Consider the following 14,771-nt stretch of genomic DNA (forward strand, 5'->3'; position numbering starts at 1 on the left):
CGCGCGGAACGCGCGGCTTTCCGTACGTGGACGAAGCTCATATCGCGCAGCGATGTGGGCGCAGGCCAGAAGACGGACAAAGCCCAAGCGCTGCGTGCAGCGGCCGGGCTGTAAAGCCCGGTGTTTGCGCAGCAACCTTGGGCTTTGGGGCGGAGTTCATATCGCGCAGCGATGTGAACGTAGACCACAAAGCTGCGGCCCTGCGTGCAGCGGCCGGGCTGTAAAGCCCGGTGTTTGCGCAGCAAGCCTTGGGCTTTGGGGCGGAGTTCATATCGCACAGCGATGTGAACGCAGACCACAAGGCTGCCGCACTGCGTGCGGCAGCCGGGCTGTAAGCCCGCCGCGCACTAGCGCGGCTTTCCGGCCGTAGCCCAACCCGGACCCGGCGGCAACCTTCCCCTGCACGCCGCCCCCCCCCGGCCGCAGCGCCGCCCGCGCTGCGGCTTTTCTTATCCCCGCGCCCTCCGCGCGGCGGCCCTCTCCTACACCGAGGCCCAGCCCCCGCTGACGCCCCCGCGCACGGCTGCGCCGGTATCGTTGGCCCACACCTGTTGCAGCGATGCCTGCCCCCTTTCCCGTAGGAGCCCCCCATGCTGAAGTACGCCATCATTTTTGCCCTGATCTCGCTGGTTGCCGGTGCGCTGGGCTTCACCGGCGTTGCCGCAGGCGCCGCCGGCATTGCCAAGGTCCTGTTTGTCATCTTCCTCATCGTTGCGATTGTTTTTGTCGTGCTCGCGGCCGTCGGCGTGGGCGCCGCGCGCAAGGTGCTCAAGTGACCGGCGCGCTGCCGTTCCCGCCTCACTCCACGCACGATCACAGTCTCCATGGCCACAACGAACATCTTTGAAGCCCTGCGCGAGAGCCACGAGCGCCAGCGCACCCTGTACCGCCAGCTCATCGGAACGAGCGGAGACACTCCGCAGCGGCAGGAGCTGTTCGAGCAGTTCAAGACCGAGCTCACGGCGCACGAGCTGGCGGAAGAGCGGCACTTCTACATTCCGCTGATGGCGCACGACGCGGGCGTGGACCTGTCACGCCACGCGATTTCCGAGCACCACCAGATCGACGAACTGGTGGAATCCCTGGAGGCGGCCGACCCGGCCACGCCGGCGTGGCTCCCACTGGCCAAGAAACTGGCCGAGAAGGTGGAACACCACCTCACCGAAGAAGAGCACCGCTTCTTCCAGATGGCCGGCAAGCTGCTCACCGAGCGGCAAAAGACCGCGCTGGCTGCCGACTACCTTGCGGTGTACGAGGAAACCAAGGCGGCCACTGCGTAGCACCCCGGCAGCGGCGGCGCAGAACACCGGCGCTACAGGCCGCGCGCGCTCAGCGACAAACGGCCCCGGTAGGCCGCGCGCACCCGGTACAGCTGCGCCGGCCGGTGCGCGCCGCCGGTCTGCAGCGCGCCGGGCACGGGCTCCAGCAAGTCCAGTTCGTCCATCTTGCGGCGAAAGCTCACCTTGTTCAGTGGCTCGCCCAGCACCGTTTCGTACACCGCCTGCAGCTGCGGCAGCGTGAACGGCTCGGCGCACAAGTGCACGGGCATGGACGAATACTGGCTCTTGCTGCGCACGCGCGCCACGGCGGCATCGACCATGGCCCGGTGGTCAAACGGCAACGGCGGCAGCTGCGCCACAGGCGCGAGGGTCAGCGCCGGCGCACCGGCCAGCACCTCAGGCGGCACCAGCGCGCAATACGCGACGGCCAGCGACCAGCCGCGCGGGTCCCGGGCGGGGCCCGAGAAGGTGGCCAGCTGCTCCAGGTAGGGGCTTTGCAGCCCGGCCTTGTCGCGCAGCACGCGCGCGGCGCTGGCCTGGGCGTCGGCGTCTTCGTGCGCATGGATGTAGCCGCCCGGCAGGGCCAGCACCCCGGCAAACGGCGCGCGCTCGCGGCGCAGCAAGGCCACGTGCAGCGCGTTCTGCTGCAGGGTCATCAAGACCACGTCCACGGTGCAGATCAGGGCGGAGTCGGCGGCAGAAGGGCTCATGGCCCTAGTTTGTCACAGCGATGAACGAACCCAAACCCCAGTCGATTGCACTACTGTGCGGAAACACCTGCTTGCACGTTAGTTAGTTTATTTTCTGTACTAACAGCACTACACTGGCTGCACTGACCAAGGAGAAGACCATGGACCGCAGCAACCTCCAGCTTCTGGTGATCGACCCGCAAAACGACTTCTGCGACCTGCCTGCCGCCTGGCAGCCCACGGACGTGCTCACTGGCCAGCGCGTCGCCCCCGCCCTGCCTGTGCCGGGCGCCCATGCCGACCTGCAGCGCCTGGCGCAGTTCATCCGCCGCCAGGGCGCGCGCCTCGATGCCATCACCGTCACGCTCGATTCGCACCAGCGTTTTGACATCGCCCACCCCGGCTTCTGGCAGACCGGCGCGGGGGCGGACGTGGCGCCCTTCACGCCCTTCACGCCCATCACCGCCGCTCAGGTGCGGGCCGGCGAGTTCGCCCCGCGCCACAGCGCCGGCCTGCCGCGCACGCTGCAGTACCTGGACGCGCTGGAAGCCCAGGGCCGCTACACGCTGATGGTGTGGCCCGTGCACTGCGAAGTGGGCAGCTGGGGCCACGGCGTGCATGCCGACGTGCTGGCGGCCTGCGGGGCCTGGCAGCTGCAGCGCCAGCGCGCGGTGCACAACGTGTTCAAGGGCACCAATCCCTGGACGGAACACTACAGCGCGATCCAAGCCGAGGTGCCCGATGCGGCAGATGAGCGCACCGCACTCCACACCGCCCTGCTGGGCCAGCTGGGCCAGGCCGATGTGCTGCTGATCGCGGGCGAGGCCAGCAGCCACTGCGTGCGCGCAACCACGGAGCACCTCGTGCAGCACCTGCCTCGGCTGGTGACGGGCTGGCAGCCCCGCCGCATCGTGCTGCTGACCGATGGCATGAGCCCCGTGGCCGGCTTCGAGGCGCAGCACCAGGCGTTTCTGGACGGCATGCGTGCAGCCGGCGCACAGCTCTTCAATATGAATGAAATCAGCCTCTAGCGCTTATCCAGAAAGCGCCAGCAGCTATCCATCAAGGAGCATCACATGGCCCCCGTCATCACCAGCCTGCTCGACACCGACCTCTACAAGTTCACGATGTGGCAGGCGCTGCTGCACCGCCACCCGCAAACACAAAGCGAGTACCGCTTTGTGTGCCGCAACACCCCCGCCTATCCGCTGGCCGAACTGCTGCCCGAGGTGAACGCCGCGCTGGACCACCTGTGCACGCTGCGCTTCACGCCCGACGAGCTGGCCTACGTGGGCGGGCTGCGCTACATCAAGAGCGACTTTGTGGACTTTCTGCGCATCTTCCAGTTCCAGCGCAGCTTCATCCGCGCCTGGGCCGAGGGGGAGCAGCTGCACATCGTGGCGCAAGGGCCGCAGGTGCATGTGATGGGCTTCGAGATCTTCGTGCTGGCCATCGTCAACGAGCTGTACTTCCGACGCATCGACGCGCCCCAGGCGCTGGCCCACGGCCGCGAGCGTCTGGCCGCCAAGGTGCGGCAGCTGCAAGACTTGGCGCAACAGGCCACCCTGCGCCACCCCTTCGAGCTGTTCGACTTTGGCCTGCGCCGCCGCTACAGCGGCGCCTGGCAGCGCGAGGTGGTGCAGACCTTTGCGCGCGAGGCGCCGCAGTGGTTCAAGGGCACCAGCAACGTGCTGCTGGCGCGCGACCTGGGTCTGGTGCCCATCGGCACGATGGCGCACGAGTACCTGCAAAGCTACCAGGCACTGGGGGTGCGCCTGCGTGATTTTCAGAAGGCCGCGCTGGAAGACTGGGTGCAGGAGTACCGCGGCGACCTGGGCGTTGCGCTGACCGACACCGTCGGCATGGACGCCTTCCTGGCCGACTTCGACCTGTACTTCGCCAAGCTCTTCGACGGCCTGCGGCACGACTCGGGCGACCCCGTGGCCTGGGGCGAGAAGGCGCTGGCGCGCTACGCGAAGCTGCGCATCGACGCGCACACCAAGCGGCTGGTCTTCTCCGACGGGCTGGACCTGGAGCGCGCCCTCATGCTGTACCGCCACTTTGGCGACCGCACGCAACTGGGCTTTGGCATTGGCACGCACCTCACCAACGACATGGGGCCCAGCCACCAGCCGCTCAACATCGTGATGAAGCTCGTGCGTGCCAACGGGCAGCCGGTGGCGAAGCTGTCGGACACGCCGGGCAAGACGCTGTGCGACGATGAAACCTATCTGGCGTACCTGCGCCAAGTGTTCCAGGTCAAGGAGACGTGACGATCATGCTACGCATCACCCTCGCCCAACTCAACTTCACCGTCGGCGACATTGAAGGCAATGTGGCCCGCATGGTGCAGGCCGCACAGCAGGCGGCGCGCGACCAATCGCAGCTCATCGTGTTCAGCGAGCTGGCCGTGTGCGGCTACTACCCCGCCGACCTGCTGGACGAGCCCGCCTTCCAGCAGCGCATCGCGGCCGGCGTCAGTGCCCTGCAACGGGCCTCGGCCGAGCTGCCCCAGCTGCATTGGGTGGTGGGCGCACCCACGCCCACCAGCGGCCCCGGCAAGAAGCTGCACAACAGCCTGCTGGTGCTGCAGGGCGGCGCCGTGCGCCTGCAATATGCCAAGCAGCTGCTGCCCACCTACAACGTCTTTGACGAGCGCCGCCACTTCGAGCCCGGCCCCGACGTGGCCAAGGTGCTGCGCGTGGGCAGCGCCCAGGTGGGCCTGCTGGTGTGCGAAGACGGCTGGAACGACCACGGCGCCGACTACATCGTCAACCCGTTCGAGCGCCTGCGGGACGCAGCGCCCGACCTGGTCATCAGCATCAACGCCAGCCCCAGCCATGTGGGCAAGCGCGAGCAGCGGCACACCCTGTTTGGCGGCTCGTCGCGCCGCCACGGCCTGCCCATCCTGTACGTGAACCAAGTGGGCGGGCACGACCAGCTGGTGTACGACGGCGCCTCGTTCGCGGCCGAGCCCGAGGCGGGCATCGTCTTCGAGGCGCCGCGCTTTGTGGAGGACGTGCGCACGCTGCAGTTTGAAGGCGGCCGCTTCTTCACGGCCGACGGCCAGCGCCCCACGCCCGTGCCCGCGCAGGGCCTGCCCACGCTGGAGTTCTACCGCCAGCAGATCGTGCTGGGCCTCACGGACTACGCGCGGCGCTGCGGCTTCACGCAGGCGGTGGTGGGCAGCTCGGGCGGCATCGACAGCGCACTCACGCTGGCGCTGGCCGCGCAGGCGCTGGGCCCCGAGAACGTGGTGGGCGTGACCATGCCCTCGCGCTACTCCAGCAGCGGCTCGGTGGATGACTCGGTGGTGCTGTGCCAGAACCTGGGCGTGCAGCTGCACACGCACCCCATCGCCGACCTGGTGGCGGGCTATGCGCAGCAGTTTCAAACCAGCTTCGGTACCGCGCTGCAAGGGTTGCCGCTCGAAAATCTGCAAGCCCGCATCCGCGGCACCGTGCTGATGGAATACTCCAACGCCTTCGGCCACCTGCTGCTCACCACGGGCAACAAGAGCGAAATCTCGGTGGGCTACTGCACGCTGTATGGCGACACCAACGGCGGCCTGGGGCTGATCGGCGATCTGTACAAGACGGAGGTGTTCGCGCTGGCCCGCCACGTCAACGCGCACGCGGGGCGCGAGCTGATCCCGCAGGCCATCATCGACAAGGAGCCCTCGGCCGAGCTGGCCCCCGGACAGCGCGACACGGACAGCCTGCCGCCGTACCCGGTGCTGGACGAGATCCTCAAGCTGCTGATCGAGGGCGACCGCCTGTCCGCCGCCGAGCACACCCAGGCCCAGGCCCTGGTCGCGCAGCTGCAAGAAACCGAAGCCGGCGCGGCGCTGGTGCAGCGCATCCATGCCATGGTGGCGCGCAATGAATACAAGCGCCGCCAGGCTCCGCCCATCCTGCGCCTGCGGGCGCGGGCCTTTGGCAGCGGGCGGCAGATGCCCATCGCGGCCAAGTATTTGTGACAACCCCCTGAGCCGCTTCGCGGCTTCCCCCTTCTCTCACGCTGCGCGTGGGAAGGGGGACGACGCCAGCGCGGCGGGGCGGCCCTTGCGCGGCATCCGCGGGCGGGGCCGCGCCAGTACCATGCGGCACGCCTCATTCACCGAAATCCATCACTACTAAAATCGTAGCTGCCAGCGCTTTACAGATAAGCCCCAGCGGCCCAAAACATCAAAAACATCCTGGAGACCCATGCACGACACCGCCCTCCTCATCGGCCGCTTTGAACCTGTGCACAGCGGCCATATCGCCCTGCTGCTGGAAGCCCTGCGCCAGGCGCCCCAGGTCATCGTCGTGGTGGGCTCGGCCTGGCAGGCGCGGTCGCCCAAGAACCCGTTCACGTGGCAGGAGCGCGAAGCCATGCTGCTGGGCGCCCTGCCGGAGGCCGACCGCGCCCGCGTGCAGGTGCTGCCCGTGCGCGACTACTACAACGAGGCCGTGTGGGTGCAGGCGGTGCGCCGGGGCGTGGCCCAACGCACAGCGCCAGGCGCACGCATCGCGCTGGTGGGCCACTTCAAGGACGCCACCAGCAGCTACCTGCGCGCCTTCCCGGCGTGGACGCTGATCGACTTGCCCCGCCAGGGCCGCATGGACGCCACCACCATCCGCGACGCCTACTTTGGCGCCACGCCCGCCACCGTGGCCGCGGCGCTGGCGCCGCTGGCCGGGGAGATCCCCGCCAGCACGCTGGCGATGCTGGAGCAGTTTGCGAAAACCCCGCACTACCCCGCGCTGCAGGAAGAGTGGCGCATGCTGCGCGGCTACCGTGAGTCCTGGGCCGCCGCGCCCTACCCGCCCGTGTTCGTCACGGTGGACGCCGTGCTGCGCTGCCAAGACCAGGTGCTGCTGATCCGCCGCGCCCATGCCCCCGGCAAAGGCCAGCTGGCCGTGCCCGGCGGCTTCATCGAGCAGCGCGAGACGGTGTGGCAATCGTGCCTGCGCGAGCTGGTGGAGGAAACCCACTGCAACCTGCCCGAAGCGACCCTGCGCGCCGCCCTGCAGTCGGTGGCCGTGTTCGACCACCCGGACCGCAGCCAGCGCGGCCGCACCATCACCCACGCGCACTACTTCGACCTGGGCGATGCGCCGCTTCCGTTAGTGCAGGCGGACGACGATGCGGCGCTGGTGCAGTGGACGCGCATCGACCAGCTGGCTGGCCTGGAAGAGGAATTCTTTGAAGACCACTTCCACATGCTGGACCACTTTCTGGGCCTGACCGAACTGGGCTAGCCGACTGGGTTGGGCGAACCGCCGCCGGCCCCAAAATTGGAACAAAACAGGCTGCAGCGCTTATCCATCAAGCGCCGTCAGCTATATTTTCAATAGCATCAAGTCCCTGCCCGCTCCAGCATGGCGTGCAGCAGCACGTTGCACCCGGCCTCGATGTGCTCGGGTTTCGCATCCTCGATCTCGTTGTGGCTGATGCCGTCCTTGCAGGGGATGAAGATCATGCCGCTGGGCGCGAGCTTGGCCATGTACACGGCATCGTGCCCCGCCCCTGAAACAGCAGGCATGTGGCTGTAGCCCAGCTTGGCGGCGGCGCGGCCCACGGCGTCCACGCACTCGGGCTGGAAGAGCTGCGCGGGGTAGCTGGACACCATCTCGATGTGCACCTGCACCCCGTGTTCTTTGGCCACCTGGTCGGCAAAGGCCTTGACCTCGGCGGCCATGGCATCGACCAGTTCGTCCGTGCTGTTGCGCAGGTCGATGCTGAACTTGACCCGGCCCGGAATCACGTTGCGGCTGTTGGGGAACACCTGCACCATGCCCACGGTGCCCCGGCCATGCGGCGGGTGGCGGTGGGCCGCTGCCACCACGTCTTGCATGATGCGCGTGGCGGCCAGCATCGCGTCCTTGCGCAGGGCCATGGGCGTGGGGCCGGCGTGGGCTTCCATGCCGGTGACGGTGCAGTCGAACCAGCGGATGCCCAGCACGCCGCTGACCACGCCGATGGTCTTGTCGTTGTCTTCCAGGACCGGGCCTTGCTCGATGTGGGTTTCGAAATACGCGCCGATGGGGTGGTCGCCGGGTTCCTGGTCGCCGATGTAGCCGATGCGCTCCAGTTCGCCCTTCACCGTCTTGCCTTCGGTGTCGGTGGCGGCATAGGCGTGCTCCAGCGTGAAGGCCCTGGCGAACACGCCGGAGCCCATCATCACGGGCACAAAGCGCGATCCTTCCTCGTTGGTCCAGAACGCCACTTCGATGGGGGCTTCGGTTTCGATGCCGTGGTCGTTCAAGGTGCGGACGACTTCGATGCCTGCCAGCACGCCGTAGTTGCCGTCGAACTTGCCGCCCGTGGGCTGGGTGTCGATGTGGCTGCCGGTCATGATGGGTGGCAGGCTGTTGTTGCGGCCGGGGCGGCGCATGAAGCCGTTGCCGATCTTGTCGATGGTCACCGTCATGCCCGCTTCGCGCGCCCAGCGGGTGACGAGGTCGCGACCCTGCTTGTCCAGGTCGGTGAGGGTGAGGCGGCACACGCCGCCCTTAGGCGTGGCGCCGATCTGCGCCAGCTCCATGAGCGAATCCCACAGGCGCTGGCCGTTGATGCGCAGGTTTTCGATGTTGGGTTTGACTTTGGTGTCCATGGTGTTCTCCGGATGCATTGCAGCGGTTAGCGCGCCACCGCCGTGGGGGCCAGGTCCTGCGCGCGCTTTTGCACGGCCTGGAAGTTCGCCCCAAACGCCGGGCGCTTGATGTAGCGGCCCTTGCCCTGCTCGGCGCGCAGGTCGCCGTTGGCAAACACCACGCGGCCCTGGCTCACGGTGTGGCTGGGGATGCCGCGCACGGTGCGACCTTCAAAGATGTTGAAGTCGCCCTTGCTGAACTGGGTCTTGGCCGAGAAGGTCTTGGTGCCTTGCGGGTCCCACAGCACCAGGTCGGCATCGGCGCCTTCGCCAATGAAGCCCTTGCGCGGGTAGATGTTGAACAGCTTGGCCGCGTTGGCCGAGGTGATGGCCACGAACTCGCTGGGCGTGAGGCGGCCGGTGTTCACGCCGCCGTCCCACAGCGCGGCCATGCGTTCTTCCACGCCGCCCGTGCCGTTGGGGATCTTGGCGAAGTTTTCCTTGCCCATGGCCTTTTGCGCGGCGCAGAAGGTGCAGTGGTCCGTGGCCGTGGTGTGCAGCTGGCCCGACTGCAGGCCGCGCCACAGCGCCTCTTGGTGGCCTTTGGGGCGGAAGGGCGGGCTCATCACATAGGCAGCGGCCTGGGCAAAGTCGGGGTCGCGGTACACGCTGTCGTCCACCAGCAGGTGGCCGGCCAGCACCTCGCCGTACACACGCTGGCCGCGCGCGCGGGCGCGGGCAATGGCGTCGGCGGATTCCATGCAGCTCACGTGCACTACGTAGATGGGCACGCCCAGCACGTCGGCAATGGCGATGGCGCGGTTGGCGGCCTCGGCCTCGACCATGGGGGGGCGCGACAGCGGGTGGCCCTCGGGGCCGGTGATGCCCATCTTGGCGACCTCCTGCTGCAGCAGGTAGACCAGCTCGCCGTTTTCGGCATGCACCGTGGGCATGGCCCCGAGTTCGAGCGCGCGCTTGAAGCTGTTCACCAGCGTTTCGTCGTCGCACATGATGGCATTCTTGTAGGCCATGAAGTGCTTGAAGCTGTTCACGCCCTCTTCCTGCACCAGCGTGCCCATGTCCGCGCGCACCTGCTCGCTCCACCAGGTGACGGCGACGTGGAAGGAATAGTCGGCCGCCGATTTTTCGGCCCAGCCGCGCCACTTGCGGTAGGCGTCCATCAGCGGCTCCTGCGGGTCGGGGATCACGAAGTCGATGATGCTCGTGGTGCCGCCGGCCAGCGCGGCGGCCGTCCCGGTGAAGAAGTCGTCCATGGTGACGGTGCCCATGAACGGCAGCTGCATGTGGGTGTGCGGGTCGATGCCGCCGGGCAGCACATACTGGCCGCTGGCATCGAGCGTCTCTGCGCCCGCCGGGGCCTGGGCCGCCGCGCCTTCGCCCACGGCGACGATGCGGCCATCCACGCACAGCACGTCGGCGCGCTGCTCGCGGTCGGCATTGACCACGGTGCCACCGCGGATCACAAGGGCTTGGCTCATGGGGGTCTCCTTCAGGGATTCGGATCAAAAAAGGGACCCTGCACTGCCACCAGGCCCAGGCAGGGTCCCAGGGTCATTTCTTCTTGGCCGTGAGGTAGTAGTAGGTGCCGGCCACCGCCAGGCTGAAGAACCAGCCCGAGTCGAACAGCGTGAGCCAGATGGCCGGCATGCCCGCCTTGTCCACCACGCCCGACACGGCCAGGTAGCCCGGCAGGCACGGCAGCACGCCCAGCAGGAAGGCGATGAGCGCCTGCAGGTTCCAGCCGTTGCTGTATTCATACTCGCCACCGCGGCGGTACAGGTCGTCCACCTTCAGCTCGCTCTTGCGCACCAGGTAGTAGTCCACCAGCAGGATGCCCGCGATGGCGCCCAGCAGCGTGCCGTAGCCGCCCAGCCAGGTGAAGAGGTAGCCGCCCGATGTGGCCAGCAGCTTCCAGGGCATGAACAGCAGGCCGATGCCCGCAGCGATCAGGCCGCCCATGCGGAAGCTGATCTTGGACGGCGCGCACTGGCTGAAGTCATACGAAGGCGACACCAGGTTGGCGGCCACGTTGGTGGTGAGGTTGGCGAGCAAGATCACCAGCAGGCCCAGGCCCGCGGCCACGCTGCCCATCTGCGTGAGCAGGCCGTCGGGGAACAACTGGGCCTTGCCGTACAGGATGGCCGAGGCCGAGAAGCCGATCACGCCCACCATGGAGAACAGCGCCATGGGAATCGGCAGGCCGATGGCCTGGCCCACGACCTGGTCCTTCTGCGACTTGGCAAAGCGCGTGAAGTCCGGAATGTTGAGCGCCAGCGTCGCCCAGAAGCCGACCAAGCCCGTGAGCGCCGCCCAGGTCTTGGGGCCGCCCTCGACCACCTTGGCAGGCAGGTTGAAGAGCTGGCCCGAGGGCACCTTCATCATCAGCACGACGACCAGCGCGATGGACGCAATGATCATCAGCGGCGCCGCGATCACCTCCAGCATGCGGATGGACTCCGGCCCCTTCCAGATGAACCAGATGTGCACCGCCCAGAACGCCAGGAAGCACACGAACTGCGAAGTGCTGATGGTCTGCCCCTCAGCCGGGCCCGCCAGGCCCATGCCCAGGATGTTGAGGAACCCGTGCAGCGCCAGCGCGCCAAAGTAGCAGTTGATGGAGAACCACCCGCAGGCCACCAGGCCGCGCAGCACGGCCGGCAGGTTGGCCCCCTTCACGCCGAACGATGCCCGCGCCAGCACGGGGAAGGGCACACCGTAGCGAGGCCCCACGCGGCCGATGAGCACCATGGGCACCAGCACGATGCAGTTGGCCAGGAACACCAGCCACACCGCCATCTGCCAGGTGAAGCCCTGGTCCAGCATGGAGCTGGCCATGGTGTACGTGGGCACGCACACGACCATGCCCACCCAGAGCGCGGCAAAGTCCTTCCAGGTCCAGTGTCGCTGCGCGGCGGTGGTGGGGAGCAGATCTTCGTTGGCGAGCGTGTTCGACGCCGCGCCGGACATGGGCCCCGCCATATGGGCAGCGCTGCCGGTACTGTTGGTCATGCCTGTACTCCTGTCAAAAGACGTGGTTGGGTTGCACACGGCCCGCTGTCGGCACCAGCCTCCTCAGGCTGGCAGACAGCGGGAAAGGGAAGCGAGCGATGCTATCGGTCACGCAAGAACTGCACCAGACGCACTGCAGCACGCGCCGCTGCCACGGCCTGCGCGCCCCGTGCGCCCGGTGCCGTCACGCCGCCACCCGCTGCGGGTTGTTCGGGTGCGTGGTCCAGTTGGCATAGACGCCAGAGACCGGCTGGCCGGTGCGCTGGTCCACCTCGCCCGGTGCGAGCGCGCGCATGGTGATGCACTCGGGTACAGGGCAGATCGACACGCACAGGTTGCAGCCCACGCACTCGGCCTCGTTGATCTCGAACTTGCGCACGCCGCCGTCCTTGGTGAAGGTGATCGCCTGGTGCGAGGTGTCCTCGCACACCACGTGGCAGCGGCCGCACTGGATGCACGCATCCTGGTTGATGACGGCCTTTTCGATGTGGTTGAGGTTGAGGTTCTTCCAGTCCTTCACCGTCGGCACGGCCTGGCCTTTGAAATCCTCCAGCGTGGCGTAGCCATGCTCGTCCATGAAGTTGGACAGGCCATCGCACATGTCTTGCACGATCTTGAAGCCATAGACCATGGCGGCGGTGCACACCTGCACCGTGCCGCAGCCCAGCGCAATGTACTCGGCCGCATCGCGCCAGGTGGTCACGCCGCCGATGCCGCTGATAGGCAGGCCGGCGGTCTGAGGGTCCCGCGCAATCTCGGCCACCATGTTGAGCGCGATGGGCTTGACCGCCGGGCCGCAGTAGCCGCCGTGCGAGCCCCAGCCGTCGGTGCTGGGGTTCATCACCATGCGGTCCAGGTCCACGCCCATCACCGAGTTGATGGTGTTGATGAGCGACACGGCGTCCGCCCCGCCCGCCTTGGCTGCGCGCGCGGGGTGGCGCACGTCAGTGATGTTGGGGGTGAGCTTCACGATCACGGGCAGGCGGCTGTACTGCTTGCACCAGGCCGTGACCATCTGGATGTACTCGGGCACCTGCCCCACGGCCGCGCCCATGCCGCGCTCGCTCATGCCGTGCGGGCAGCCGAAGTTGAGCTCGATGCCGTCGGCCCCGGTGTCTTCCACCATGGGCAGGATGCGCTTCCAGCTGTCTTCCACGCACGGCACCATGAGCGAGACGATCATGGCACGGTCGGGCCAGTTGCGCTTCACACGCCGGATTTCTTCCAGGTTGGTCTGCAGGGGGCGGTCGGTGATCAGCTCAATGTTGTTCAGGCCGATGACGCGGCGGTCCTGCGACATCAGCGTGGAGTAGCGCGGGCCGCTGACGTTGACCACCGGTGGGTCTTCGCCCAGCGTCTTCCACACCACGCCGCCCCAGCCCGCCTCGAAGGCGCGGGTGACGTTGATCTCTTTGTCGGTGGGCGGCGCGGAGGCGAGCCAGAAGGGGTTGGGGCTTTGGATGCCCAGGAAATTGCTGCGGATGTCTGCCATGGGGTGCTCCCGTGAATGGTGTGGACGACGTCAGGCCACGAGGGCCACAGGAACGCTCAGCGCTTCATGGATGGAGATGGCGGCCACCTTGCCATGCTCCACGGCTTCCACCGTGAGGTCGCGCCCGCCGGCGCGGCAGTCGCCGCCCGCCCACACGCGCGCCACGCTGGTGCGGCCCGCCGCATCGGTGCGGATGCGCCCGCCTTCCAGCGCGACGGCCGCACCCGCGGGCTCTGCCACATAGGTCTGGCCGATGGCCTTGAGCACCATGTCGGCGGCCAGGGTGAAGGTCTCGCCGGTGCTCGCCAGCTTGCCGCTGGCATCCAGCGTCGTGGCCGCAAAGCGCACGCCAGTGACGGCGCCGTTCTCGCACAGCACCTCTTGCGGCGCAGCCCAGTGGCGGATGGTGACGCCGTTCGTCTGCGCCCACTGCTGCTCCACCACCGAGGCCGACATCGCATCCGCCCCGCGGCGGTAGACGATCGTGACCTCTTCGGCGCCCAGCTTGCGCGATTGCACGGCGGCATCCACCGCCGTCATGCCGCCGCCAATCACCACCACGCGGCGGCCCACCGGCAGCGTGGAAAGGTCGCTGCTCTGGCGCAGCTCGGCGATGAAATCCACCGCGTTGCGCAGCCCGGCGGCCGTGGGCTCGGCAATGCCCAGCGCGTTCACCCCCTGCAGGCCCAGGCCCAGGAAGACCGCGTCATGGCTGGCGAGCAGGCTGTCGAGCGTGAAGTCGCGGCCCAGCTGCTGCTGGGTGCGCACCTCGATGCCGCCCACGGACAGCAGCCACTCCACCTCCTTCTGCGCGAAATTGCCCGCCGTCTTGTAGCTGGCCAGGCCGTATTCGTTGAGACCGCCGAGCTTGGGCCGCGCGTCCAGCAGCGTCACATCGTGGCCGCGCAGCGCCAGGCCGTGGGCGCAGGCCAGGCCTGCAGGGCCGGCGCCCACCACCGCCACGCGCTTGCCTGTGGGCGCCGCGCGCTGGAACAGCGGCGCCCCCGGCTGGGCAAAGAAGGCATCGGTGGCGTAGCGCTGCAGCGCGCCGATCTCCACGGGCTTGTCTTCGTTGGTGTTGCGCACGCAGGCCTGCTCACACAACACCTCGGTGGGGCACACGCGGGCGCACATGCCGCCCAGGGGGTTGGCCGTGAGGATGGCGCGCGCCGCGCCGCGGTTGTTGTCCTGCGCGATGCGGTGGATGAACGAGGGAATGTCGATGCCCGTGGGGCACGCCGTGGCACAGGGTGCGTCGTGGCAGTAGTAGCAGCGCTCGGCCTCTATCAGCGCCTGCGGCCGGGTGAGCGGCGGGTGCGCCTCGCCGAAGTTGGCGGCGTAGTCGGCCAGGTTCAGGCGTGCGGCGTGGATGCCGCAGGCGCGGCTTGCGGGAGTGTCCATTTAGAAATCCTCCGGTTGGTGCAGCGGACGCGGGAATCGCGTGGTGGAAACAGGGCAGGCCGGCAGGCACACCGGCGGCGCGTGGCGCCGGGCGACCGGCGGGTGGGCCACAGTGCGGCCCGCACCCCCGGCACGGGGGCTTGGGCCCGCGCCGGCAAACTTCGGAGGGTTCATCGTGGTCCTCGCTGTAAGGGACAGGTGCCCGCGACCTCCTGGGTGTCGGTGCCCTGCATTGCGGTTCAATTTACCAACCCGTAAAAATTTACCAATTGGTAAAATCCCTACAGCAATCGCCATGC

The 14,771-nt window shown here is 67.9% G+C and carries 12 protein-coding genes; 6 read left to right on the top strand and 6 right to left on the bottom strand.

Annotation, left to right across the window (positions count from 1 at the left end; translation table 11 throughout):
• The first annotated feature begins 590 nt into the window (after positions 1 to 590).
• Both LWW96_RS04955 and LWW96_RS04960 read left to right on the top strand, forming a co-directional pair.
• A complete protein-coding gene (locus tag LWW96_RS04955; protein ID WP_291484596.1) occupies positions 591 to 776 on the top strand; it encodes a DUF1328 domain-containing protein in 186 nt (61 codons plus the stop codon).
• Positions 777 to 824: 48 nt separating this feature from the next.
• Complete coding sequence (locus LWW96_RS04960; protein ID WP_291484598.1) at positions 825 to 1,280, top strand: hemerythrin domain-containing protein; 456 nt, start codon at positions 825 to 827, stop codon at positions 1,278 to 1,280.
• Positions 1,281 to 1,312: 32 nt separating this feature from the next.
• On the opposite strand, the gene LWW96_RS04965 is transcribed toward LWW96_RS04960, so the two are convergent.
• Entirely contained in the window at positions 1,313 to 1,990 is a 678-nt protein-coding gene (locus LWW96_RS04965) for an NUDIX hydrolase (protein WP_291484600.1), read from the bottom strand.
• 140 nt (positions 1,991 to 2,130) lie between these two features.
• Between LWW96_RS04965 and LWW96_RS04970 the strand changes: the two genes are divergently transcribed.
• The 4 genes from LWW96_RS04970 (at position 2,131) to LWW96_RS04985 (ending at position 7,215) form a co-directional block, all read left to right on the top strand.
• Positions 2,131 to 3,000, top strand: coding sequence for a cysteine hydrolase (locus LWW96_RS04970; RefSeq protein WP_291484601.1), 870 nt, complete (start codon positions 2,131 to 2,133; stop codon positions 2,998 to 3,000).
• Positions 3,001 to 3,045: 45 nt separating this feature from the next.
• Positions 3,046 to 4,242: a nicotinate phosphoribosyltransferase gene (gene pncB / locus LWW96_RS04975; protein ID WP_291484603.1), complete on the top strand. Its 1,197-nt coding sequence runs from the start codon at positions 3,046 to 3,048 to the stop codon at positions 4,240 to 4,242.
• Positions 4,243 to 4,247: 5 nt separating this feature from the next.
• A complete protein-coding gene (locus tag LWW96_RS04980; protein WP_291484976.1) occupies positions 4,248 to 5,948 on the top strand; it encodes an NAD+ synthase in 1,701 nt (566 codons plus the stop codon).
• Positions 5,949 to 6,177: 229 nt separating this feature from the next.
• Positions 6,178 to 7,215, top strand: coding sequence for a bifunctional nicotinamide-nucleotide adenylyltransferase/Nudix hydroxylase (locus tag LWW96_RS04985; RefSeq protein ID WP_291484605.1), 1,038 nt, complete (start codon positions 6,178 to 6,180; stop codon positions 7,213 to 7,215).
• Between the two features lie 98 nt (positions 7,216 to 7,313).
• Here LWW96_RS04985 and LWW96_RS04990 read toward each other — a convergent pair whose 3' ends face one another.
• The 5 genes from LWW96_RS04990 to LWW96_RS05010 all read right to left on the bottom strand — a co-directional run bounded on the left by LWW96_RS04990 (position 7,314) and on the right by LWW96_RS05010 (position 14,472).
• Positions 7,314 to 8,570 (bottom strand): Zn-dependent hydrolase, encoded by a 1,257-nt coding sequence (locus LWW96_RS04990; protein WP_291484607.1) that lies wholly within the window; start codon positions 8,568 to 8,570, stop codon positions 7,314 to 7,316.
• Between the two features lie 26 nt (positions 8,571 to 8,596).
• Entirely contained in the window at positions 8,597 to 10,048 is a 1,452-nt protein-coding gene (gene hydA / locus LWW96_RS04995) for a dihydropyrimidinase (protein WP_291484609.1), read from the bottom strand.
• A 73-nt stretch (positions 10,049 to 10,121) separates the two neighbouring features.
• Positions 10,122 to 11,579, bottom strand: coding sequence for an NCS1 family nucleobase:cation symporter-1 (locus tag LWW96_RS05000; RefSeq protein ID WP_291484611.1), 1,458 nt, complete (start codon positions 11,577 to 11,579; stop codon positions 10,122 to 10,124).
• A 184-nt stretch (positions 11,580 to 11,763) separates the two neighbouring features.
• Positions 11,764 to 13,071 carry an NAD-dependent dihydropyrimidine dehydrogenase subunit PreA gene (preA, locus tag LWW96_RS05005; RefSeq protein WP_291484613.1) on the bottom strand — a complete coding sequence of 436 codons (1,308 nt, stop codon included), beginning with the start codon at positions 13,069 to 13,071 and terminating at the stop codon, positions 11,764 to 11,766.
• Between the two features lie 30 nt (positions 13,072 to 13,101).
• The gene (locus LWW96_RS05010) at positions 13,102 to 14,472 is read right to left on the bottom strand and encodes an NAD(P)-dependent oxidoreductase (protein WP_291484615.1); all 1,371 of its coding nucleotides are present in this window, start codon (positions 14,470 to 14,472) and stop codon (positions 13,102 to 13,104) included.
• Positions 14,473 to 14,771 lie beyond the last annotated feature (299 nt).

It is taken from the genome of Acidovorax sp. (assembly GCF_021287135.1).
GTDB lineage: Bacteria > Pseudomonadota > Gammaproteobacteria > Burkholderiales > Burkholderiaceae_C > Acidovorax.